Genomic DNA, 23786 nt, shown 5'->3' on the forward strand with positions numbered 1-23786 from the left:
AGATAAGGCTTTATTCTTAGGCGTAAAACAGCCCTTTTCCATGCAAATAAATTGGTAGCTCATCGCCAATAGATAAATCGGGGGAAATGATGTTCTCAATCCATATTGAGTAGCCATTAATTTCAATTTGAATAGTGGTAATTTTCCCTTTAAATTCGATTTGTTTTACTTGCCCTTTGAAAAGTGCGGTTGGATTTTCCGATGTTTTAAACAGGCTAAATTGTTCTGGGCGAAGTAAAATCTTACCTTGTTTCAGCGATATTGATTTGTTTTTTACAGGAATATTACCTAATTGGCATTGAACTGTGTTTTCATCAATCAGGTTCGCCGATAGCACGATGTTGTCACCAATAAAACTTGCGGTTTCAATATGATTAGGCGACCAATAAAGTGTACGAGGCGTGTCGATTTGTAAAATTTTCCCTTGTTGGATAACCGCGATTTTATCCGCATAACGTAATGCTTCATCACGATCATGGGTGACGAAAATCGCTGATGCACCGCTTTGACGTAGTGCTTTTAGCATATCATGACGAATTTGCTGGCGTAGATGTTCATCTAAGGCACTAAAAGGTTCGTCTAATAAAATCAGTTCTGGATTCGGCGCCAATGCTCGTGCAAGAGCCACACGTTGTTGTTGTCCGCCTGAGAGTTGGTGAGGAAAACGTTCTGCTAGTTCACTAATTCCAGTGAGTTGCATTGCCTGTTCAATCCGCATTTTCTCTTCATCCGTTTTCCCTTTTCCATTCCCCAATCCGTAAGCAATGTTGCGATAGACATTTAAGTGAGGGAAAAGTACACCTTCTTGCACCACATAACCTAGATGGCGCTGTTGCGTTGGCACATTCGTATTCTCGCCGAAAATTAACCGCTCTTTTAGCCAAATTTCGCCAGTATAGGGTTGTTCAAATCCTGCGATCGCTCGCAATAACGTTGTTTTCCCACAACCAGAAGCACCAAGCAAAAAGAGGATCTCACCTCGTTGCAAGGTAAAGGAAATATCGTGAAGAACTTGTTGTTCATTAAAAAATTTATTGAGATTTTTAACGGTTAATAACGGATTATTTATCATTTTATTTAAATGCATATTTTTTCAATAAAAACACAGGAATCCCCGAAAAGAGAACGAGCATTAGGGCATAAGGCGTTGCCGCAGCGTATTGCGCATCACTGGTATATTCCCAAACGGCAATAGAAAGGGTTTTGATGTCGTTTGGCGTGAGCAAAAGTGTTGCAGTAAGCTCTTTCATTAAATTCAAGAATACTAGAGAGAATGCCGCCGCAATGCCTGGTAACATTGCTGGTAATGTTAAAGTTCGGAAAATATAGAATGGACTTCGTCCTAGGCTTTGTCCGACTTTCTCAATATTATCAGAAAGTTGCTCAAGCGAGGCTCTAAGTGTGGTTTGTGCCATTGGTAAATAGAGCATAAAGTAAGCTACGATAATAACTAAAAAGGTTTGATATAAGCTGTTGGCATAGTTGATCGTAAAGTAGATCAGCGATAATGCGATAACTAATCCGGGTACAGCGTGTAATAGGTAAGGTAATCGATCGATCCAAATGGTTAATTTGCTACGATAGCGTACGGCGGCCCAAACCAATGGCAAAGCACAAATTACGGTAAGCAATGCGCCTAAGCCTGAAATAATAAATGAATTGCTGAATGCTGATAAAAATTCTGAAAAATCACCCGCACTTTCGAGTGAAGTTCCCACTATAAGCCAGTAAATTAACATAATTACAGGCACGCCAATGCTTAAGATGAATATGCTAGAGAAAAATCCGAAGGTTAAACATTGTTTGCCAAAGGAAAGTGTTTTTACCGGATAAGGACGAGTGACACCTTTGCCACTGTTATAAAGCGTTTGTTTACCGCGGAAAAATGTTTCTCCCAGCACAATAATGCTACAAATTGCCATTAATACAGCTGAAAGTAGTGCTGCGGTGCTGTTATTAAAAGACATTTCATATTCTTGGAAAATCGCAGTAGTGAATGTTTGGTAATTTAAAATTGAAACTGCACCAAAATCTACCAGCATATGTAATGCTATCAGTAACAAACTGCTACCGATTGCTGGTTTTAATTGCGGGAAAATAGCGTGCCAAAAGGTGTAAGTTTGGCTTTTTCCTAATGAAAGACTTACTTCTTCAAGGGAACGGTCAAGTCGTTTAAGCGTAGCTGAAATTGGCAAGTAAGCGAGTGGGAAAGAGCTTAGTGTCATGATGCCAATCGTTCCCCAAAAACCTTCGACTCGAAAGGTTAGGCTGATCCAAGTAAAACAACTCACAAAGGCTGGAATACAAAGTGGTAAGCTCATCGCCACTTCAAAAAATGATTTGCCGAAAAAACGATAGCGTTCAAGTAAAAATGCACAAAGCGTACCGAGAAAAATTGATCCAATAGTTACGCAGACCATGAGAAGCATTGTGTTGCTCAGTAATTCCACCATTCTCGGGCGAATAAGAAGCTCGAGGCTACGACCTAATCCGACTTCAATCGCACGGAAAAGAATATATAGAAATGGTAATAAGAGCGGTAAACCAATAAGTAAAATAATGATGGTGAGCCAAAGTGGGGGCGTTCGGGTCAAAAGATAATCCTTTATAGGTGGCAACTGTATCTTCACTGTTGGTGAAAATACAGTTGCGACGTTAGCGGGCTTATTTTAAACCAGCTTCTTCAATTAATTTATTTGCTTGTTCTTTATCTTGAGCCGTAGTTGCTGAAACTACTGGCGCTTGCAATTTAGCATAAGGTTCCATATTGAATGGGGAAGTTACATCTGCACGTAATGGATATTCTGCACGTACAGCAACTAAGGCTTCTTGACCTTTTTTGCTTGCTAAGAAGTCCACGAATTTTTTCGCTTCTTCTTTATTTTTAGATGATTTTAAGATTGCCGCACCTGAGTAAGTAACTAACGCACCAGGGTCTTTATGACGAATAAAGTACAAGCGAGTTTTTAAGTTTTCTGCGCCTTTTTCTTTTGCTAATGCGTACCAGTAGTAGTTATTAATTAAGGCTGCAGGTACTTCGCCATTTTCAACAGCTTGTAATGCAACACTGTTTTTCGCGTAAAGTTTACCATTTTCTTTTAAGCCTTTTAACCAATTAAGCGCAACTTTCTCGCCTTTTAGTTTAACAATGGCTACAACTTGTTCTAAGAATGCACCAGAGGTTGGTACATAACCGATTTTATCTTTCCATTTTGGTGTTGCGTAATCAAGCACTGATTTTTCCATATCTTTTTCAGATAATTTAGTGTGATCATAAACGACAACACGAGAACGACCACTTAATGCAATCCAATCTTTTTTAGGCGCAACCGGTACACCTTGGTGAGAGGTTTGTTTGATCGTATTAGCTGAAAGTGGTTCTAATAAACCCGCTTCAGAAAGTGCGGCAAATGGAGATGTTTGTTCTGAATAGAATACATCGGCTGGACTTTTATCGCCTTCTTCTTTAAGTTGACCAGCTAACTGTTCACTTTTAGCACTATTTAAAGTGACTTTGATGCCGGTTTCTTGCGTAAATGCATCAGCTACGGCTTTTGCAGCTTCTTTATGTTGACCGTTGTAAACGGTAATGTCGGCAAAGCTACTTGCTGAGAATGTAAGTGCTGCGAGTGTCGCAATTTTGAAAGATTTGAATGACATTGAAAACTCCTTGTTTATGAGAATGAATGTTTTAATTAAGCTTGAATGACCTTTATTCTATTTCTAAATTCATTTAAATGCAAATAATTCTCAATTTTTATTTTGGGTAAAGAAAAAGGAGAGTGGTTAATTCTCCTTCAATATATTGATTGCTTTGAATTTTGCTTATAGTGTGGATGGTTGGATGTAACCTAAGTTAGCTAATGTTTTACAGATAGAATCACATAATCCAGAACAGTCAAACTCTTCATCAATGAGTTTCTCATTGTTGTTCATATCTTTGTATTCATTCTGAATTAAATATGCTTTGAGTGAAGCGTTAAGAGCCACTTTAGTTATCGGTTTTTCCATTTGAGACATCACATAAAGATGTAGTGCATTTAAATTTTCAATGCCTACATTATACATATTACCTGAACCGATATATTGATTTGCACCTTCTAGCAAAGATTGTGTATATAGAGTAAAGCGTTTTGGTATATAGGTTTTGTTATCTTCAAATGTATATGTTTGATAAGGTGTGAGAAAAACATTGATATATCCTAGAACTACAGCTAGCAATACAGAAGAGTAAATTTTATCCTCTGTGAGGTTTGCAAATTCTTTATGTTCAGCAACGTAATCAATTAATGATTGAATAGTGAATTGACCTACTTGATAGATAAAGTGTTCAAGTAATTTTGCTGCGTCTTTATTATTGAATATCTGGCTCAGATTATTTTCTTTGTTCTGGTCAATAAAAGTTAATTTATTTAATAATGCTTTATCAATGATTTCTGTACGGTTAATTTTATCTTGTAAATGAGCATGGCATAATAAACTTCTTCTAAATGTCACATCGTAAAGATAATCGAGACATTGTTCACGTGCCACATAATCTGTTTCGGATAATTGATTGATCATGTCACGTAGATGTTGTGGCATAGAAGAAACATATGAAAGTTGAAAATTTGTATCACCAATATAAGCCAATTGATGTTGATGTAGGCTATCAACAAATTGATTTAAATAGAGAGGGTGGTTGTGATATTCGAGATATTCATGGGCAACATAATTGTCATCTTTAATTTGAATATCATCAAAGTTTTCAATTCTACTTTGATTTTTAGATTTTCCAGACTCAATCGATTTAATTGCATCAGAAAATAATTGAATAATAGCTTTACCACGACGAGTTTGTTCAGAGAGCGGTAAATCTTGAGTGTATTTATTCGCATAGAGCATAATATCACGTGCAACTTCGCGGCTTTTCCAACCGGGATAGGTGTTGTAAGAAATATAAGCAATACCATTTGGCGTTAAATTTTCACGACAAACCTCAAGTATTTTATCTTTGACATTATCAGGTACCCAAGAATAAATACCATGCACGATGATGTAGTCAAACATGCCAAATTCAGGCGTAATATCGAGAATATTTTTTGTTTCTAAACGAACGTTTGTTAATCCCATTGATTTAATAATTTCATTACCTTGAGTAATTTGACTATCTGCTAAATCAATGCCTACAAATTCAGTATCTGGATAATAAACCGCTTGAGAAATTAAGTTTCCACCAAAAGAAGAACCTAATTCTAATACTTTAGCACCTTTGAGTGCTGGTGGTGTTAATCCCCATAATGTTGCATTCCCTTCCAAAAGCGCAATGCTCGTGTAAGAAAAGGGTTTTGAGTAGTATCTAAGTTCGTCGTAGCGGTTATTTGGTTCAGCCATAATATATCCAGTTTGTAACATAATTAAAGGCGCATATTATAGAGGGAATAGGGATGAAAACAAAGTGATGATTATTTCCAATGAAGTGGTAATTACGCTAGAATAACCACAATTTTCACCAGCTTAGTATCCTCATGCTTTCATTTACTCTCGAACCTCAAGATAACGCACGTTTGCAATCTTTATGCGGTGCATTTGATGCTCATCTAAAACTTATCGAAAAAGAATTTAATCTTGTCATTGCTCGTCATAATTTCACTTTTAATATTGATACAGTGGAAGAGGATCCAAAAACTTATCATGCAAAATTGATAAAAAGTGCGGTGAAATTAATCCAAGATTTATATGTAGAAACTGCGCCCGTAAAAGGTAAAGTGAAAGAGTTAGATTTGGAAGATGTGCATATGTCTTTACAAGAAAGCCGAATATTATCTCAAGCTGAACCGAACTGTGCTGAAAATAATGTTTTCAGTACAACGATTAAAACTAAACGAGGTGTGATTAAACCTCGAGGCGAAAATCAAGTTCAATATTTGCATAATATTTTAACTCACGATATTAGTTTTGGTATTGGCCCAGCAGGAACGGGGAAAACATTCTTAGCTGTTGCTGCTGCAGTTGAAGCCTTAGAACGTCAAGCAATTCGTCGTGTCTTACTGACGAGACCTGCGGTGGAAGCGGGCGAAAAGCTAGGTTTTTTACCAGGGGATTTAAGTCAGAAAATCGAACCTTATTTACGTCCGCTTTATGATGCGTTGTTTGAAATGCTAGGCTTTGAGCGAGTGCAAAAATTAATGGAACGTAATGTTATTGAAATTGCGCCTTTGGCTTATATGCGTGGGCGTACACTCAATGATAGTTTTATTATTTTAGATGAAAGCCAAAATACGACAGTTGAGCAAATGAAAATGTTTTTAACCCGGATTGGTTTTAATTCTAAAGCGGTGATTACGGGCGATATTACGCAAATTGACTTACCTCGTAGCACAAAATCTGGTTTACGCCATGCTATTGAAGTATTGGAAAAAGTACCAGAATTAAGTTTTAACTATTTTGATAGCAAAGATATTGTGCGTCATCCGGTGGTGGCTAAAGTCGTGCAAGCATACGAAGAATGGGAAGTGCAAGATGAAATTCGTCGAAAAGAATTAGCGGAGCTTCGTAAAGCCGAACGTGAAAAAGAGCGGTCAGAAATTGAAAAGAATTTAGGAGAGTGAAATGGGAAGTATATTCGTTGATCTGCAAATTGTCACAGAAAATATAGAGGGTTTGCCAACAGAAGAACAGATTGCGCAGTGGGCAACAGCGGCTGTTCAACCGGAAGGGGATGAAGTCGAAATGACAGTTCGTATTGTGGATGAAGCTGAAAGCCATGAATTAAATTTAACTTATCGTGGCAAGGATCGCCCGACTAACGTACTTTCATTTCCATTTGAATGCCCCGATGAGGTGGAGTTGCCATTACTAGGGGATCTCGTTATTTGTCGTCAAGTTGTGGAGCGAGAAGCCGCAGAACAAGAGAAACCATTAATGGCACATTGGGCACATATGGTCGTGCACGGTAGCTTACATTTACTCGGTTACGATCATATTGAAGACGATGAAGCTGAAGAAATGGAAAGTTTAGAAACTCAAATTATGCAAGGATTAGGCTTTGATGATCCTTATTTGGCAGAGAAATAATCTTTATTCGGAGTAATGATGTATAAAGCGGTATTTAGTGATTTTGATGGCACCTTATTAACCTCTCAACATACTATTTCCCCTCGAACTGTTGCCGCAATTAAGCGTTTAACGGCGAATGGTATTCCTTTTGTGCCAATTTCGGCGCGTTCTCCTTTGGGTATTTTGCCTTATTGGAAACAGCTTGAAACGAATAATGTGCTTGTTGCATTTAGTGGAGCACTTATTTTGAATCAACATCTTGAACCAATTTATAGCGTACAAATTGATCCAAAAGATATTTTAGCTATTAATACCGTTTTGGCGGCTCATCCGTTGCTTGGCGTGAATTATTATACAAATAATGATTGCCATGCTCGTGACGTAGAAAATAAATGGGTAATTTACGAACGCAGCGTCACCAAAATTGAGATTCATCCTTTTGATGACGTGGCGGCTCGTTCGCCACATAAAATTCAAATTATTGGGGAAGCACAAGAAATCATTGAGCTTGAAATTATTTTAAAGGAAAAATTTCCACATCTGAGTATTTGTCGTTCTCATGCTAACTTTTTAGAGGTGATGCACAAGAGTGCAACCAAAGGAAGTGCGGTGCGTTTTTTAGAAGATTATTTTGGCGTACAAACCAATGAAGTGATTGCGTTTGGTGATAATTTTAATGATTTGGATATGCTAGAACATGCGGGGCTTGGGGTGGCAATGGGAAATGCGCCTGATGAAATTAAACAAGCTGCAAATGTAGTCACCGCGACCAATAATGAAGATGGGTTAGCATTAATTTTGGAAGAAAAATTTCCTGAATAATCGGCAATAAAAAGGCTCTCAACGAGAGCCTTTTAGTTATAAATTTTTTGATTCTTTTGAATTATACATATCTTCAATTTGCTTACGATAACGTTCTAAAATCACTTTTCTACGCAATTTTAATGTTGGTGTAATTTCACCCAATTTAATGCTGAATGCTTGAGAAAGTAACGTGAATTTTTTTACTTGCTCGAAATGAGCTAATTCTTTTTGCACCGAATTAATACGTTGCTCAAACATTTTTAGAATTTCAGAATTTTTTAATAATTCTAAACGGTCATGATATTTAATATTAATCTGTTTAGCGTATTCTTCCAAACTATCAAAGCAAGGCACAATAAGTGCAGATACATATTTTTTTGTATCGGCGATGATCGCAATTTGTTCGATAAATTTATCTTTACCGATTTTGCTTTCGATATATTGCGGCGCGATATATTTTCCATTTGAGGTTTTCATTAATTCTTTAATACGATCGGTAATAAATAAATTCCCTTGTTCGTCAAATTCTCCCGCATCGCCAGTTTTTAAGAATCCATCTTCTGTGAAGGCTTGAGCCGTTTCTTCTGGCTTCTTGTAATAGCCTTTCATCACCATTCCGCCACGCACGAGGATTTCATTATTTTCCCCAATTTTAACTTCCGCTTTTGGCATGAGTGTGCCGATTGAATTTGGGTTAAATTGGAAATCATGCCAGCAAGAAACGGTTGCAGTTGTTTCTGTCATGCCATAGCCTAATTTGATGTTGATACCAATAGCATGGAAAAATAGCCCAATAGCCGGTTCTAATTTTGCTCCTCCGCAAGGCATCATTTTTATACGTCCCCCCAATAATTGGCGAAGTTTTGAGAGCACTAATTTATCCGCTAAAGCAAATTGTTTTTTCAATAAGAATGGAATAGCTTTGTTATTCGCACGTAAATCAAAATATTTTTGTCCTACGGACATTGCCCAATGGAACATAATTTGGCGAAGTTTTGGTGCTTTTTGAACTTTATCTAGCACTGCAGCATAAATTTTTTCATAAAAACGTGGTACGGCACACATTAAAGTTGGGCGAATTTCCGTTAAAGCTGACCGAACTTGATTGGTGTCTTCTAAATAGCAAAGTATTGCACCTCTATGAAGAATATAAGACGCCCAAGCTCGTTCAAAAATATGCGAAAAGGGTAAGAAAGAAAGTGAAACGTCCTGATCTGTCACATTAAGTAAAAGATCATGAGCTTCTAATTGGTGAGCGAGATTAGCGTAATCTAACATGACACCTTTAGGTTCTCCAGTAGTGCCAGAGGTATAAATAATCGTAAATAAATCCGATAATTGTTTTTGGTTTAAGCGTTGGGTTAGTTCATCTTGTTGGGCGTTTGAACCTGTTTCAATAAAACTTTCCCAAGTGCAAGAAAGAGGATCTTGTTGTAATTGAATTGTAGATTTCATTGCCACGATTTTTTGTAATTGTGGACAATGATGAGCGATTTCGAATGCTTGATCGTATTGCTCTTGATCGCCGACGAATAGAATTTTTACATCGGCGTGATTTAGGATAAATTCTGCTTGCTGGGCTGTATTGGTTACGTAAATAGGTACTGTGATTGCTCGAATTTGTAAGGTCGCAATGTCAGCGATTGTCCAACGTTCCATATTATGGGCAAAAATGGCGATTTTATCTTGCACGTCAATATTGTGAGCAAGCAATGCACGAGAAAGTTGATTGAGTTGTTCTTGAAAATTTTTCCAAGAGATGTCTCTCCACAAGCCGTGTTCTTTATAGCGAAGTGCGGTCATATTTGCACGAGTTTTGGCTTGTTGTTGAATACGATGAACAAAATGGAGATCGAAATTCATATTAACCCTATTTTTTGAATTCATTGAGCGAACAGTTGTGCGCTAATATAATCTTAAATAGGAATAAAAGCTAGAAGAATATTGATCGTTTTAAATTATTTTTAGTGATCTATTGTTCATTTTTAGATCGTAAACTAAATTTTAGGTAATAAAAAACCGCTCCGAAGAGCGGTTAATTTTTTCAAAGTTTTAATTAGCCTTTGTAGTTGTAAATGTGAGCTACTAAGTCTAATACTTTGTTTGAGTAACCAGTTTCGTTATCGTACCAAGATACTAATTTAACGAAAGAATCAGTTAATGCGATACCAGCGTCTGCATCAAATACAGAAGTTAAAGTACAGCCGTTGAAGTCAGTAGAAACAACAGCATCTTCAGTGTAACCTAATACGCCTTTTAATTCGCCATTGAAAGTTTTACCTTCAGCTGCATCTTTGATTGCTTGTTTGATTGCATCGTAAGAAGCTGGTTTTTCAAGGTTAACAGTTAAGTCAACAACAGATACGTTTGGAGTTGGAACACGGAAAGCCATACCAGTTAATTTACCGTTTAATGCTGGTAGCACTTTACCCACTGCTTTCGCTGCACCTGTTGAAGATGGAATGATGTTTTGTGATGCACCGCGGCCGCCGCGCCAGTCTTTAGCTGATGGACCATCCACAGTTTTTTGAGTTGCAGTTGTTGCGTGAACAGTGGTCATTAAACCATCTTTGATACCGAAAGTTTCATGAACAACACGTGCTAAAGGAGCTAAACAGTTTGTTGTACAAGATGCGTTAGAAACGATATCTTGACCTGCGTATGCGTTGAAGTTTACACCACGAACGAACATTGGGGTTGCATCTTTAGATGGGCCAGTTAATACAACTTTTTTCGCGCCTGCAGTGATGTGTTTACGAGCAGTTTCATCAGTTAAGAATAAACCAGTTGCTTCAACAGCGATATCAACACCGATTGCACCCCAGTTTAAGTTTGCTGGATCACGTTCTGCAGTTACACGGATAGTTTTACCATTAACTACTAAGTTACCATCTTTCACTTCAACAGTGCCGTCGAAATGACCGTGAGTTGAATCATATTTCAACATATAAGCCATGTATTCAACGTCGATTAAGTCGTTAATACCTACAACTTCGATGTCATCACGGTGTTGTGCTGCACGGAATACGATACGGCCGATACGACCAAAACCATTGATACCAATTTTAATTGCCATAAGATTTTCACCTTTTATTTAAGTTAAACAAATCTGTTTGCTTTGAGTAATACTGCTCACTCAGTAAGACAGCGCGTAGAGTATAGCACGAGCATTTTTATAAAACTATAAACCCTACTACTTTTTTGTGATCTATATCAAATCATCATTAGAATGAAAAAGTACCGTAAAAAATCACTGCACTTTTGATGATTTTTATAGAGAAATCTGCATAATAGACTGAAATTGTTAGAGAAGGTTAAATATTCTATGTCTCAAGGTAATCTTTATATTTTGTCTGCACCAAGTGGTGCGGGAAAATCTTCATTAATTTCAGCATTATTGGCATCAGATAGCTCAACTCAAAAAATGGTTTCTGTGTCACATACGACTCGTGCTCCACGTCCGGGTGAAGTTGAAGGCGTACACTATTATTTTGTATCAAAAGAAGAGTTTGAATCACTCATTGAGCAAGATTTATTTCTAGAATATGCCAAAGTTTTTGGGGGAAATTATTATGGAACCTCTTTACCTGCGATTGAAGAAAATTTAGCAAAAGGTATTGATGTATTTTTAGATATTGATTGGCAGGGTGCTCAACAAATCCGTAAAAAAGTGCCTTCGGTAAAAAGCATTTTTATTTTACCGCCTTCATTGCCTGAATTAGAGCGTCGTTTAATTGGTCGTGGGCAAGATAGTGAAGAGGTCATCGCTGAACGAATGTCAAAAGCGATAAGTGAAATTTCGCATTATGACGAATATGATTATGTCATTGTAAATGATGATTTTGAGAAAGCATTAAAAGATTTACAAAGTATTTTGCAATCGGAACGCTTAACTAAAAATTATCAACAAAAACAAAATGCAATGTTAATTCAACAGCTACTAGCAAAATAGGGCGAAATTGAGTATTATAACGCCCTTTCAATAGAGTAATTTTTGACAAATCGGAGTAAATTATGGCTCGTGTTACTGTGCAAGATGCGGTAGAAAAAATTGGTAACCGTTTTGATTTAATTTTAACGGCTGCGCGTCGTGCAAGACAATTACAACTTAATCAAAGTGCACCGTTAGTGCCAGAAGATAATGACAAACCAACAGTAATCGCATTGCGTGAAATCGAAAAAGGTTTGATTAATCAAGATATTATGGATGCACAAGAATTCCAAGAAATGGCGAAAGTGCAAGAAACGGAAGAAGCAGCTGTTGCATTAATTACAGAATAATCTTTTAAAAGTGCGGTAAAAAATCACGATATTTTAACCGCACTTTCTCTTTCAACGATAAGTAGGTCTCCTTTGGAACTGTTTGCGGATTTAGATCGAATTATTCAAGGGTATTTGCCCGCAGATAAAATTGAGCTCATCAAGCGTGCGTTTGTGATTGCAAGAGATGCGCACGAAGGGCAATTTCGCTCCAGCGGCGAACCTTACATTACCCATCCTGTGGCGGTAGCCTCCATTATTGCTCAACTACATTTAGATCACGAAGCGGTAATGGCAGCGCTTTTGCACGATGTTATTGAAGATACACCTTATACGGAAGAACAACTGAAAGAAGAGTTCGGTGCTAGTGTGGCTGAAATTGTAGATGGTGTATCAAAACTCGATAAGTTGAAATTTCGTACTCGCCAAGAAGCACAAGTCGAGAATTTTCGCAAAATGATTTTAGCGATGACGCGTGATATTCGCGTTGTGTTAATCAAGCTTGCTGACCGCACGCATAATATGCGCACGCTTGGTTCGTTACGACCAGATAAACGCCGCCGTATTGCGAAAGAAACGCTTGAAATCTATTGTCCGCTTGCTCATCGTTTAGGCATTGAGCATATCAAAAATGAATTAGAAGACTTATCTTTTCAAGCAATGCATCCACATCGTTATGAGGTGTTAAAAAAACTCATTGATGTGGCGCGTAGTAATCGACAAGATTTAATCAAACGTATTTCACAAGAGATTAAAGTGCGGTTAGAAAACGCAGGAATTTTTTCCCGAGTGTGGGGACGTGAAAAACACCTTTACAAGATCTATCAAAAAATGCGCATAAAGGATCAAGAATTCCACTCTATCATGGATATTTATGCGTTCCGTGTGATTGTAAAAAATGTGGATGATTGTTATCGCGTTTTGGGTCAAATGCATAATCTTTATAAGCCACGTCCTGGCCGAGTTAAGGATTATATTGCGGTACCTAAAGCAAATGGCTATCAGTCTTTGCAAACTTCAATGATTGGTCCGAAAGGAGTTCCCGTAGAAGTTCATATCCATACAGAGGATATGGAACAAGTCGCAGAAATGGGTATCACGGCCCATTGGGTTTATAAAGAAAATGGTAAAAACGATAGTACAACCGCACAAATTCGCGCACAACGCTGGCTGCAAAGTTTGGTCGAAATTCAACAAAGTGTAGGTAATTCGTTTGAGTTTATTGAGAATGTAAAATCAGAGTTTTTCCCGAAAGAAATTTATGTTTTTACGCCAAAAGGTCGAATTGTTGAATTGCCAATGGGTGCAACAGCAGTAGATTTCGCTTATGCTGTGCATTCAGATGTGGGAAATACTTGTGTTGGTGTGACTGTTGAGCATAAACCTTATCCGCTTTCGCAAGCCCTTGAGTCTGGTCAAACGGTCAATATCATCACCGATCCAAATGCGCATCCTGAAGCCGCATGGTTAAATTTCGTGGTAACTGCTCGTGCGAAAACACGGATTCGCCATTATCTCAAACAGCGTTGTGAAGAGGATGCGGTGAAATTAGGGGAAGTTGAGCTTAATGCAGCATTACAGCCTCATAATTTAGGTGGTTTTTCTATTCAACAAATTAGAACTGTATTAGATTCTTTAGCTCTTTCTTCTTTAGATGAATTATTACGAGAAATTGGTTTAGGCAATCAGTCTGCCGCCATAATTGCGCATCAATTTGTGGGCGTGCCGTTAGAATCTGCTAATACTAAGAATCTCGAATTTGAATCAAGAATACTCACTATTGCACCAATGCAAGTGGGTAAAACACAATTTGCTCAATGTTGCCATCCAATCCCAGGTGATCCTATTGTGGGATGTTGTACACAAGAAGACACCGTTGTGGTACACCATCAACATTGTGCAAGTTTGAAAAATGCTTGTCGCCAATCATTGGCTAAATGGGATAACGTTCAAAGTGCGGTGAATTTTGAGGCTGAATTACAAATAGAAATATTGAATGAGCAGAATGCCTTGTTGAGTTTAATGACCGCAATTTCTGCGAGCGAAAGCAGTCTTCAAAATATTTGGACGGAAGAATTAGAGAACAATTTATTGCTTGTGATTTTGCAGGTATGTGTAAAAGATATCAAACACCTTGCTAATATCGTTCATCGCATTAAAGGTATCACTGGTGTCGTTAATGTCAAACGCAATATTAATGAGCTATGAGCCTTGAACTTCTCGATGCCGTACCTTTGACCAGCCTCTCTGGTGTTGGTGCGGCCATTTCTAATAAACTGGCTAAAATCGGCATTCATAACCTGCAAGATTTACTCTTTCATTTACCTATTCGCTATGAAGATCGTACGCGAATTACGCCAATCGCTAATCTTCGCCCCGAACAATATTTTACCATTGAAGGAATTGTACAAACCTGCGAAGTTACTTTTGGCCGTCGCCCGATTTTATCGATTAGTTTGTCAGACGGTACATCGAAAATTATGTTACGTTTTTTCAATTTTAATGCGGGAATGCGTAATAGTTTTCAAGCCGGTGTGCGGGTAAAGGTCTTTGGAGAGGTAAAACGTGGGCGTCACATGCCAGAAATTCATCATCCAGAATATCAAATTGTGCGAGATAATGCGCCTATTGTATTGGAAGAAACGCTAACGCCGATTTATTCCACGATGGAAGGGCTCAAACAAAATTCATTACGAAAATTAACGGATCAGGCTTTGTCATTGCTCGACAAAGTTCAGATTGCAGAAATTTTGCCTAATGAATTTAATCCACACCAATATAGCTTAAAAGAGGCATTGCGATTATTGCATCGTCCGCCGCCAGATATTTCATTAGAAATGTTAGAGCAAGGTAAGCATCCTGCACAACAGCGTTTAATCTTTGAAGAGCTTCTGGCGCATAATTTAGCTATGCAAAAAGTGCGGTTAGGAACTCAGCAATTTTCTGCCTTACCGCTACATTATCAAACAGATTTGAAACAGCGATTTTTAGCCACCTTGCCATTTCAACCCACTAATGCGCAAAAGCGAGTAGTGTTGGATATTGAACAAGATCTTATCAAAGATTATCCGATGATGCGTTTAGTTCAAGGGGATGTGGGCTCGGGAAAAACATTGGTTGCCGCATTGGCTGCTTTAACGGCAATTGATAATAGCAAACAAGTCGCCTTAATGGCGCCAACAGAAATTCTTGCAGAACAGCATGCAAATAATTTTAGACGGTGGTTTGAGCCTTTAGGCATTGAAGTAGGCTGGTTGGCTGGTAAAGTAAAAGGAAAATCAAGACAAGCAGAGCTTGAAAAAATCAAAACTGGTGCAGTGCAAATGGTGGTGGGAACGCACGCTTTATTCCAAGAAGAAGTGGAGTTTTCCGATCTAGCATTGGTGATTATTGATGAACAACACCGTTTTGGGGTGCATCAACGATTGATGTTGCGTGAGAAAGGCGCAAAAGCAGGATTTTATCCCCATCAGTTAATTATGACGGCCACGCCGATTCCAAGAACGTTGGCAATGACCGTCTATGCAGATTTGGATACATCAATTATTGATGAATTGCCTCCAGGCCGTACGCCGATAACAACCGTAGTGGTTTCTGAAGAACGTCGCGCTGAAATTGTGACGCGTGTAAAAAACGCTTGTGTTAATGAAAAACGCCAAGCCTATTGGGTGTGTACGTTAATTGATGAATCAGAGGTTTTAGAAGCTCAAGCTGCAGAGGCGATTTGGGAAGATTTAACGAAAGCATTACCTATGTTAAATATTGGGTTGGTGCACGGTCGGATGAAACCACAAGAAAAACAAGATGTCATGATGCGTTTTAAAAATGCAGAATTGGATTTATTGGTGGCAACGACAGTGATCGAAGTAGGGGTTGATGTTCCGAATGCGAGCTTGATGATTATCGAAAATGCAGAGCGTTTAGGTTTATCGCAACTTCATCAGTTACGAGGGCGTGTCGGTCGAGGCAGTACTGCTTCTTTTTGTGTGCTAATGTATAAACCTCCGCTCGGTAAAGTTTCGCAAAAACGTTTGCAAGTGCTACGAGATAGCCAAGATGGGTTTGTTATTTCTGAAAAAGACTTAGAAATTCGCGGGCCTGGTGAAGTGCTTGGAACTAAACAAACGGGCATTGCTGAATTGCGAGTAGCAAATTTAATGCGGGATAGAAAAATGATACCAACGGTGCAATTTTATGCGAAATCACTTATTCAAAAATACCCAGATTTAGCAGAAAGTCTGATTCGTCGTTGGTTAAATAATAAAGAGATTTACTCGAACGCTTAAAAGTGCGGTCAATTTTCAAAGAGTTTTAAATGGATAAAAAAGAAAAACGCCCAACTGTGCTCTTTTTTGATTCTGGAGTGGGGGGGTTTAGCGTATATCGTGAAGCCAAAAGATTATTACCAAATTGGCATTATCTCTATTGTTTTGATAATGCAGGATTCCCTTATTCAGAGCGAGAAGAAGAAAGCATTATTCACCGCACTTTAGCGGTTTGCCAACTGATTAATCAACGTTATCCATTAGATGCAATCGTGATAGCCTGCAATACAGCGAGTACAGTTGTGCTTCCGCCTTTGCGAGCTGCGTTTGATATTCCTATTATTGGGACTGTACCCGCTATTAAACCTGCATCAGAAATAACAAAGACAAAACACATTGGTTTATTAGCTACAAAGGGTACGGTAAAACGTCATTATGTCAATGATTTAATTGATAAATTTGCGCAAGATTGTGTTGTTGAGAGATTGGGAACAACAAAATTAGTAGAAATTGCGGAACAAAAAATTCGCGGTCATTCCGTTGATCTAATTGGTTTAAAAGATGAGTTATCTCCGTGGACAGACATGGCAGATTTGGATACATTAGTGTTAGGTTGTACTCACTTTCCACTCATCAAAGATGAAATTCAGTTGTGCTTGCCACAAATTAAATATTTTATGGATCCTGGAGCAGCGATTGCTAAGCGGATAAACTATTTACTCGATGGTAAAAGTGTACGTGCTCAAGGTGAAAAACATAATCAAATGTTTTGTACCGAACATTTTCCAGAAGAATCTCAATTTAAAAAAGCTTTATACCTATGGGGATTTGAATCTTTAGATGTAATAAAAATAGACTAAAATTGATCTCAAATAGACCTTTTTGTATTAACTTTATCCAAAAGATCATTTTTTAAATATTTTTACAAAAAAGTACTTGCAAGTGTTTTTAAAATCCCTATAATGCACCGCACACAACGACGCACTGTTGTGAAGTATTTAAGTTTCCGCGTGCGTCGTTGTTTTTTGCTCTTTAACAATGTATCAGACAATCTGTGTGGGCACTTGTTGATTGACTTGTTTTAAAATATTTTTAATTTTGAAGTCTTAATAGGTGCTTAACTGAAAATTCATAATTACTTTTTAAGTAGTGTTTTATTTATAGCTAAGCAGTATATTGAGCGATTGAACTTGAATTGAAGAGTTTGATCATGGCTCAGATTGAACGCTGGCGGCAGGCTTAACACATGCAAGTCGAACGGTAGCAGGAGAAAGCTTGCTTTCTTGCTGACGAGTGGCGGACGGGTGAGTAATGCTTGGGAATCTGGCTTATGGAGGGGGATAACGACGGGAAACTGTCGCTAATACCGCGTAGTGTCGAGAGACGAAAGTGCGGGACCGCAAGGCCGCATGCCATGAGATGAGCCCAAGTGGGATTAGGTAGTTGGTGGGGTAAAGGCCTACCAAGCCTGCGATCTCTAGCTGGTCTGAGAGGATGGCCAGCCACACTGGAACTGAGACACGGTCCAGACTCCTACGGGAGGCAGCAGTGGGGAATATTGCGCAATGGGGGGAACCCTGACGCAGCCATGCCGCGTGAATGAAGAAGGCCTTCGGGTTGTAAAGTTCTTTCGGTATTGAGGAAGGAGTGTATGTTAATAGCATACATTATTGACGTTAAATATAGAAGAAGCACCGGCTAACTCCGTGCCAGCAGCCGCGGTAATACGGAGGGTGCGAGCGTTAATCGGAATAACTGGGCGTAAAGGGCACGCAGGCGGTTATTTAAGTGAGGTGTGAAAGCCCCGGGCTTAACCTGGGAATTGCATTTCAGACTGGGTAACTAGAGTACTTTAGGGAGGGGTAGAATTCCACGTGTAGCGGTGAAATGCGTAGAGATGTGGAGGAATACCGAAGGCGAAGGCAGCCCCTTGGGAATGTACTGACGCTCATGTGCGAAAGCGTGGGGAGCAAACAGGATTAGATACCCTGGTAGTCCACGCTGTAAACGCTGTCGATTTGGGGATTGGGCTTAAAGCTTGGTGCCCGTAGCTAACGTGATAAATCGACCGCCTGGGGAGTACGGCCGCAAGGTTAAAACTCAAATGAATTGACGGGGGCCCGCACAAGCGGTGGAGCATGTGGTTTAATTCGATGCAACGCGAAGAACCTTACCTACTCTTGACATCCATGGAATCCTGTAGAGATACGGGAGTGCCTTCGGGAACCATGAGACAGGTGCTGCATGGCTGTCGTCAGCTCGTGTTGTGAAATGTTGGGTTAAGTCCCGCAACGAGCGCAACCCTTATCCTTTGTTGCCAGCGATTTGGTCGGGAACTCAAAGGAGACTGCCAGTGATAAACTGGAGGAAGGTGGGGATGACGTCAAGTCATCATGGCCCTTACGAGTAGGGCTACACACGTGCTACAATGGCGTATACAGAGGGTGGCGAAACTGCGAGGTGGAGCGAATCTCAGAAAGTACGTCTAAGTCCGGATTGGAGTCTGCAACTCGACTCCATGAAGTCGGAATCGCTAGTAATCGCGAATCAGAATGTCGCGGTGAATACGTTCCCGGGCCTTGTACACACCGCCCGTCACACCATGGGAGTGGGTTGTACCAGAAGTAGATAGCTTAACCGCAAGGGGGGCGTTTACCACGGTATGATTCATGACTGGGGTGAAGTCGTAACAAGGTAACCGTAGGGGAACCTGCGGTTGGATCACCTCCTTACCAAAGACGAGAGACAGCGAGTGCTCACACAGATTGACTGATAGTTGTAGACAAATGAGCAAGTGAAAACGAAGCGAAAGCAACGTTGAAAGATAAAAAGAAGATAGAGTATCTTTAATTGATGTCCCCATCGTCTAGAGGCCTAGGACATCGCCCTTTCACGGCGGTAACCGGGGTTCGAATCCCCGTGGGGACGCCAATTAAAGATAACTTTGTTAGATTATCTTACTGTTCTTTAAAAAATTGGAAACAAGCTGAAAACAAGAGATTTTCGAGAGAAAGTCTGAGTAGGCAAAATAGGAAAGTGAAAAGAGGGAACTGAGAAGGAAACTCTGAGAGCAAACCTGTTTTGCATAAAATCTTGATTGAACAAAAGCAATCAAGTGTTTAGTTGAATGAAAATACGCATCAAATTGACCACACTTTGAAGTGAAAACTTAAAGTGATTGAAAACATTTGAGGTTGTATAGTTAAGTGACTAAGCGTACAAGGTGGATGCCTTGGCAATCAGAGGCGAAGAAGGACGTGCTAATCTGCGAAAAGCTTGGATGAGTCGATAAGAGGCGTTTAATCCAAGATATCCGAATGGGGAAACCCAGTAGATGAAGAATCTACTATCACTTACTGAATCCATAGGTAAGTGAGGCAAACCGGGAGAACTGAAACATCTAAGTACCCCGAGGAAAAGAAATCAACCGAGATTTCGTCAGTAGCGGCGAGCGAAAGCGAAAGAGCCTGTTAATGATAACAGCAGAGATAGAGGAATAAGCTGGGAAGCTTAGCGACACAGGGTGATAGCCCCGTACTCGACATCCAGGCTGTGGTACTAAGTTAACGAGAAGTAGGGCGGGACACGTGATATCCTGTTTGAAGATGGGGGGACCATCCTCCAAGGCTAAATACTCCTGATTGACCGATAGTGAACCAGTACTGTGAAGGAAAGGCGAAAAGAACCCCGGTGAGGGGAGTGAAATAGAACCTGAAACCTTGTACGTACAAGCAGTGGGAGCCTGAAAGGGTGACTGCGTACCTTTTGTATAATGGGTCAGCGACTTATATTTTGTAGCGAGGTTAACCGAATAGGGGAGCCGAAGGGAAACCGAGTCTTAACTGGGCGACTAGTTGCAAGGTATAGACCCGAAACCCGGTGATCTAGCCATGGGCAGGTTGAAGGTTGGGTAACACTAACTGGAGGACCGAACCGACTAATGTTGAAAAATTAGCGGATGACTTGTGGCTGGGGGTGAAAGGCCAATCAAACCGGGAGATAGCTGGTTCTCCCCGAAATCTATTTAGGTAGAGCCTTGAGCGGACACCTTTGGGGGTAGAGCACTGTTTCGGCTAGGGGTCCATCCCGGATTACCAACCCGATGCAAACTACGAATACCAAAGAGTGATACTCAGGAGACACACGGCGGGTGCTAACGTCCGTCGTGGAGAGGGAAACAACCCAGACCGCCAGCTAAGGTCCCAAAGTCTATATTAAGTGGGAAACGAAGTGGGAAGGCTTAGACAGCTAGGATGTTGGCTTAGAAGCAGCCATCATTTAAAGAAAGCGTAATAGCTCACTAGTCGAGTCGGCCTGCGCGGAAGATGTAACGGGGCTGAAATATAGCACCGAAGCTGCGGCATCAGACATAAGTCTGTTGGGTAGGGGAGCGTTGTGTAAGCGGATGAAGGTGTGTTGAGAAGCATGCTGGACGTATCACAAGTGCGAATGCTGACATAAGTAACGATAAAACGGGTGAAAAACCCGTTCGCCGGAAGACCAAGGGTTCCTGTCCAACGTTAATCGGGGCAGGGTGAGTCGGCCCCTAAGGCGAGGCTGAAGAGCGTAGTCGATGGGAAACAGGTTAATATTCCTGTACTTGGATAAACTGCGATGTGGGGACGGAGTAGGTTAGGTTATCGCACTGTTGGATATGTGCGTTTAAGTTGGTAGGTGGGAAGTTTAGGCAAATCCGGACTTCCTTAACACTGAGAGATGATGACGAGGCTCTAAGGAGCTGAAGTAACCGATACCACACTTCCAGGAAAAGCCACTAAGCTTCAGGTTTATCTAAACCGTACTGAAAACCGACACAGGTGGTCAGGTAGAGAATACTCAGGCGCTTGAGAGAACTCGGGTGAAGGAACTAGGCAAAATAGCACCGTAACTTCGGGAGAAGGTGCGCCGGCGTAGATTGTAAGGGCTAGCCCCTGAAGGTTGAACCGGTCGAAGATACCAGCTGGCTGCAACTGTTTATTAAAAACACAGCACTCTGCAAACACGAAAGTGGACGTATAGGGTGTGATGCCTGCCCGGTGCTGGAAGGTTAATTGATGGTGTAATCGAAAGAGAAGCTCCTGATCGAAGCCCCAGTAAACGGCGGCCGTAACTATAACGGTCCTAAGGTAGCGAAATTCCTTGTCGGGTAAGTTCCGACCTGCACGAATGGCATAATGATGGCCAGGCTGTCTCCACCCGAGACTCAGTGAAATTGAAATCGCCGTGAAGATGCGGTGTACCCGCGGCTAGACGGAAAGACCCCGTGAACCTTTACTATAGCTTGACACTGAACATTGAATTTTGATGTGTAGGATAGGTGGGAGACTTAGAAGTAGTCACGCCAGTGATTATGGAGTCGTCCTTGAAATACCACCCTTTAACGTTTGATGTTCTAACGAAGATTGCGGAACGCGGTCTCGGACAGTGTCTGGTGGGTAGTTTGACTGGGGCGGTCTCCTCCCAAAGAGTAACGGAGGAGCACGAAGGTTTGCTAATCACGGTCGGACATCGTGAGGTTAGTGCAATGGTATAAGCAAGCTTAACTGCGAGACAGACAAGTCGAGCAGGTACGAAAGTAGGTCATAGTGATCCGGTGGTTCTGAATGGAAGGGCCATCGCTCAACGGATAAAAGGTACTCCGGGGATAACAGGCTGATACCGCCCAAGAGTTCATATCGACGGCGGTGTTTGGCACCTCGATGTCGGCTCATCACATCCTGGGGCTGAAGTAGGTCCCAAGGGTATGGCTGTTCGCCATTTAAAGTGGTACGCGAGCTGGGTTTAGAACGTCGTGAGACAGTTCGGTCCCTATCTGCCGTGGGCGTTGGAGAATTGGTTGGGGCTGCTCCTAGTACGAGAGGACCGGAGTGGACGCACCACTGGTGTTCCGGTTGTGTCGCCAGACGCATTGCCGGGTAGCTAAGTGCGGAAGAGATAAGTGCTGAAAGCATCTAAGCACGAAACTTGCCAAGAGATGAGTTCTCCCAGGTTATAAACCTGTAAGGGTTGTTTAAGACTAAGACGTAGATAGGTGCGGTGTGTAAGTGATGTGAGTCATTGAGCTAACGCATACTAATTGCCCGAGAGGCTTAACTATACAACGCTCAAGTGTTTTTGGAAAACAGAGTGAAAGAAAAAGAAATTAACTAAACGTTCAGCTTGTGGCCAATGAAGAACATAGATAGAAGTTAGAATAAACGTTATCAAAGAATTATCCTGGCGGCGATAGTGCGGTGGAACCACCTGACACCATACCGAACTCAGAAGTGAAACGCTGTAATGCCGATGGTAGTGTGGGGCATCCCCATGTGAGAGTAGGGCACCGCCAGGTTACTAAATACATATCTAAATTAAATAGAAACAAAAGAACCCCGTGTTGAAAGATATGGGGTTTTGTTTTTTCTATAGAATATTAATTCGAATATTTAGTATTTTAAGGTATTATATCTATCATCTAATTTTCTATTTTGTATGAATATTTTTAATGAAACCAACCTTTCTAGAATTTAGACATCTTAAAACTTTACTGGCTTTAAAAGAAACGGGTAGCGTTTCTTTGGCAGCAAAGCGAGTATATCTAACCCAATCAGCCCTTTCTCACCAAATTAAATTAATAGAAGAACAGTTTGGTTTACCTTTGTTTGAGCGTAAAAGTAATCCACTTCGTTTTACTTCAGCAGGAGAGCGTTTAATTCGTCTTGCTAATGAAGTGATGCCAAAAATTGTCGATGCTGAACGTGATCTTGCACGGGTAAAACATGGTGATGCGGGTCAGCTGAGAATTGCTGTGGAATGTCATACTTGTTTTGATTGGTTAATGCCTGCTATGGACGAATTTCGTCGGCATTGGGGGCTAGTCGAGTTGGATATTGTATCTGGTTTTCATACGGATCCTGTTGGTTTATTGCTTTCTCACCGAGCCGATTGGGCGATAGTATCAGAAGTAGAGCATAATGATGATGTAATTTTTAAACCGCTCTTTTCTTATGAGATGGTTGGAATTTGCTCAAAAGATCACCCTTTAGCAGAAAAAGACATTTGGGACGCGGAAGATTTTGCAGATGAAACCTGGGTAACTTACCCAGTTCCTGATGATATGTTAGATCTATTGCGTAAAGTGCTTAAATCAAAAGGCATTAATCCTACTCGCCGCACAACTGAATTGACTATTGCTATGATTCAATTAGTGGCGAGTCGTCGTGGCATTGCAACTATTCCTTATTGGGCTGCGTTGCCTTATTTGGAAAAGGGGTATGTCGTGGCAAGAAAAGTCACAAAAGAAGGTTTATATAGCAATCTATATGCGGCTATTCGCAAAGAAGATGAATCCCTTTCTTATTTAGAAGATTTTTATCAAACCGTAAAAGCTCAAAGTTTTTCAACTTTACCTGGGCTATCTGTTTTAGATTTATAGAAGTA

The 23786-nt window shown here is 40.4% G+C and carries 15 protein-coding genes, 1 tRNA gene and 3 rRNA genes; 13 read left to right on the forward strand and 6 right to left on the reverse strand.

All coding sequences use genetic code 11. From position 1 onward, the window contains the following. Window positions 1–16: 16 nt before the first annotated feature. The 4 genes from fbpC to DV427_RS06735 all read right to left on the reverse strand — a co-directional run bounded on the left by fbpC (window position 17) and on the right by DV427_RS06735 (window position 5373). Window positions 17–1087, reverse strand: a complete 1071-nt coding sequence (gene fbpC / locus DV427_RS06720; RefSeq protein ID WP_162790279.1) for a Fe(3+) ABC transporter ATP-binding protein FbpC — start codon at window positions 1085–1087, stop codon at window positions 17–19. Then, on the reverse strand, window positions 1074–2594 hold the full coding sequence (locus DV427_RS06725) for an ABC transporter permease (protein ID WP_114891754.1): 1521 nt from the start codon (window positions 2592–2594) through the stop codon (window positions 1074–1076). The genes fbpC and DV427_RS06725 overlap by 14 nt, the downstream gene beginning before the upstream one ends. 70 nt (window positions 2595–2664) lie before the next feature. Then, window positions 2665–3660 carry an iron ABC transporter substrate-binding protein gene (locus DV427_RS06730; protein ID WP_114891755.1) on the reverse strand — a complete coding sequence of 332 codons (996 nt, stop codon included), beginning with the start codon at window positions 3658–3660 and terminating at the stop codon, window positions 2665–2667. 165 nt (window positions 3661–3825) lie between these two features. Further along, window positions 3826–5373 (reverse strand): class I SAM-dependent methyltransferase, encoded by a 1548-nt coding sequence (locus tag DV427_RS06735; RefSeq protein ID WP_162790313.1) that lies wholly within the window; start codon window positions 5371–5373, stop codon window positions 3826–3828. A 134-nt stretch (window positions 5374–5507) separates the two neighbouring features. Between DV427_RS06735 and DV427_RS06740 the strand changes: the two genes are divergently transcribed. From DV427_RS06740 to DV427_RS06750, 3 genes are read left to right on the forward strand one after another with little or no spacing between them, the layout of a single operon-like run. Then, window positions 5508–6590: a PhoH family protein gene (locus DV427_RS06740; protein ID WP_114891756.1), complete on the forward strand. Its 1083-nt coding sequence runs from the start codon at window positions 5508–5510 to the stop codon at window positions 6588–6590. A 1-nt stretch (window position 6591) separates the two neighbouring features. Continuing rightward, complete coding sequence (gene ybeY, locus DV427_RS06745; protein ID WP_114891757.1) at window positions 6592–7056, forward strand: rRNA maturation RNase YbeY; 465 nt, start codon at window positions 6592–6594, stop codon at window positions 7054–7056. An 18-nt stretch (window positions 7057–7074) separates the two neighbouring features. Then, window positions 7075–7860 carry a Cof-type HAD-IIB family hydrolase gene (locus DV427_RS06750; RefSeq protein WP_162790314.1) on the forward strand — a complete coding sequence of 262 codons (786 nt, stop codon included), beginning with the start codon at window positions 7075–7077 and terminating at the stop codon, window positions 7858–7860. A 36-nt stretch (window positions 7861–7896) separates the two neighbouring features. Here the strand turns inward: DV427_RS06750 and DV427_RS06755 are convergent, their stop codons facing one another. Continuing rightward, window positions 7897–9705, reverse strand: a complete 1809-nt coding sequence (locus tag DV427_RS06755) for an AMP-dependent synthetase/ligase (RefSeq protein ID WP_162790280.1) — start codon at window positions 9703–9705, stop codon at window positions 7897–7899. Window positions 9706–9898: 193 nt separating this feature from the next. Continuing rightward, on the reverse strand, window positions 9899–10918 hold the full coding sequence (gap, locus tag DV427_RS06760) for a type I glyceraldehyde-3-phosphate dehydrogenase (RefSeq protein WP_114891760.1): 1020 nt from the start codon (window positions 10916–10918) through the stop codon (window positions 9899–9901). 249 nt (window positions 10919–11167) lie between these two features. On the opposite strand from gap, the gene gmk reads away from it, so the two are divergent. The 10 genes from gmk to DV427_RS06810 all read left to right on the forward strand — a co-directional run bounded on the left by gmk (window position 11168) and on the right by DV427_RS06810 (window position 23781). Next, window positions 11168–11794, forward strand: a complete 627-nt coding sequence (gene gmk / locus DV427_RS06765; RefSeq protein ID WP_114891761.1) for a guanylate kinase — start codon at window positions 11168–11170, stop codon at window positions 11792–11794. A 62-nt stretch (window positions 11795–11856) separates the two neighbouring features. Then, window positions 11857–12123 (forward strand): DNA-directed RNA polymerase subunit omega, encoded by a 267-nt coding sequence (rpoZ, locus tag DV427_RS06770; RefSeq protein WP_005625717.1) that lies wholly within the window; start codon window positions 11857–11859, stop codon window positions 12121–12123. Between the two features lie 72 nt (window positions 12124–12195). After that, a complete protein-coding gene (gene spoT, locus DV427_RS06775) occupies window positions 12196–14310 on the forward strand; it encodes a bifunctional GTP diphosphokinase/guanosine-3',5'-bis pyrophosphate 3'-pyrophosphohydrolase (RefSeq protein WP_114891762.1) in 2115 nt (704 codons plus the stop codon). Then, window positions 14307–16388 carry an ATP-dependent DNA helicase RecG gene (gene recG / locus DV427_RS06780; RefSeq protein WP_114891763.1) on the forward strand — a complete coding sequence of 694 codons (2082 nt, stop codon included), beginning with the start codon at window positions 14307–14309 and terminating at the stop codon, window positions 16386–16388. Before spoT ends, recG begins: the two co-directional genes overlap by 4 nt. Before the next feature lie 29 nt (window positions 16389–16417). Then, window positions 16418–17227 (forward strand): glutamate racemase, encoded by an 810-nt coding sequence (murI, locus tag DV427_RS06785; protein ID WP_114891764.1) that lies wholly within the window; start codon window positions 16418–16420, stop codon window positions 17225–17227. A gap of 332 nt (window positions 17228–17559) precedes the next feature. Then, window positions 17560–19099, forward strand: a 16S ribosomal RNA gene (locus DV427_RS06790). A 123-nt stretch (window positions 19100–19222) separates the two neighbouring features. Continuing rightward, window positions 19223–19298 (forward strand) — tRNA-Glu (locus DV427_RS06795). 269 nt (window positions 19299–19567) lie between these two features. Next, window positions 19568–22464, forward strand: a 23S ribosomal RNA gene (locus DV427_RS06800). A gap of 118 nt (window positions 22465–22582) precedes the next feature. Further along, window positions 22583–22698: ribosomal RNA gene (gene rrf / locus DV427_RS06805) — 5S ribosomal RNA — on the forward strand. Together the 16S, 23S and 5S rRNA genes with 1 tRNA gene alongside form the textbook arrangement of a ribosomal RNA operon. Before the next feature lie 153 nt (window positions 22699–22851). Beyond that, window positions 22852–23781 carry a LysR family transcriptional regulator gene (locus DV427_RS06810; protein WP_114891765.1) on the forward strand — a complete coding sequence of 310 codons (930 nt, stop codon included), beginning with the start codon at window positions 22852–22854 and terminating at the stop codon, window positions 23779–23781. Window positions 23782–23786 lie beyond the last annotated feature (5 nt).

The organism is Haemophilus haemolyticus, from assembly GCF_003351405.1.
GTDB lineage: Bacteria > Pseudomonadota > Gammaproteobacteria > Enterobacterales > Pasteurellaceae > Haemophilus > Haemophilus haemolyticus_N.

Bases quoted from the DNA above. Each gene is read 5' to 3' on its own strand.
- DV427_RS06750 (WP_162790314.1), top strand. From the start codon at position 7,075: ATGTATAAAGCGGTATTTAGTGATTTTGATGGCACCTTATTAACCTCT.
- murI (WP_114891764.1), top strand. From the start codon at position 16,418: ATGGATAAAAAAGAAAAACGCCCAACTGTGCTCTTTTTTGATTCTGGA.
- DV427_RS06735 (WP_162790313.1), bottom strand. From the start codon at position 5,373: ATGGCTGAACCAAATAACCGCTACGACGAACTTAGATACTACTCAAAA.
- recG (WP_114891763.1), top strand. From the start codon at position 14,307: ATGAGCCTTGAACTTCTCGATGCCGTACCTTTGACCAGCCTCTCTGGT.
- DV427_RS06755 (WP_162790280.1), bottom strand. From the start codon at position 9,705: ATGAATTTCGATCTCCATTTTGTTCATCGTATTCAACAACAAGCCAAA.
- ybeY (WP_114891757.1), top strand. From the start codon at position 6,592: ATGGGAAGTATATTCGTTGATCTGCAAATTGTCACAGAAAATATAGAG.
- gmk (WP_114891761.1), top strand. From the start codon at position 11,168: ATGTCTCAAGGTAATCTTTATATTTTGTCTGCACCAAGTGGTGCGGGA.
- DV427_RS06740 (WP_114891756.1), top strand. From the start codon at position 5,508: ATGCTTTCATTTACTCTCGAACCTCAAGATAACGCACGTTTGCAATCT.
- DV427_RS06730 (WP_114891755.1), bottom strand. From the start codon at position 3,660: ATGTCATTCAAATCTTTCAAAATTGCGACACTCGCAGCACTTACATTC.
- fbpC (WP_162790279.1), bottom strand. From the start codon at position 1,087: ATGCATTTAAATAAAATGATAAATAATCCGTTATTAACCGTTAAAAAT.
- rpoZ (WP_005625717.1), top strand. From the start codon at position 11,857: ATGGCTCGTGTTACTGTGCAAGATGCGGTAGAAAAAATTGGTAACCGT.
- gap (WP_114891760.1), bottom strand. From the start codon at position 10,918: ATGGCAATTAAAATTGGTATCAATGGTTTTGGTCGTATCGGCCGTATC.
- DV427_RS06810 (WP_114891765.1), top strand. From the start codon at position 22,852: ATGAAACCAACCTTTCTAGAATTTAGACATCTTAAAACTTTACTGGCT.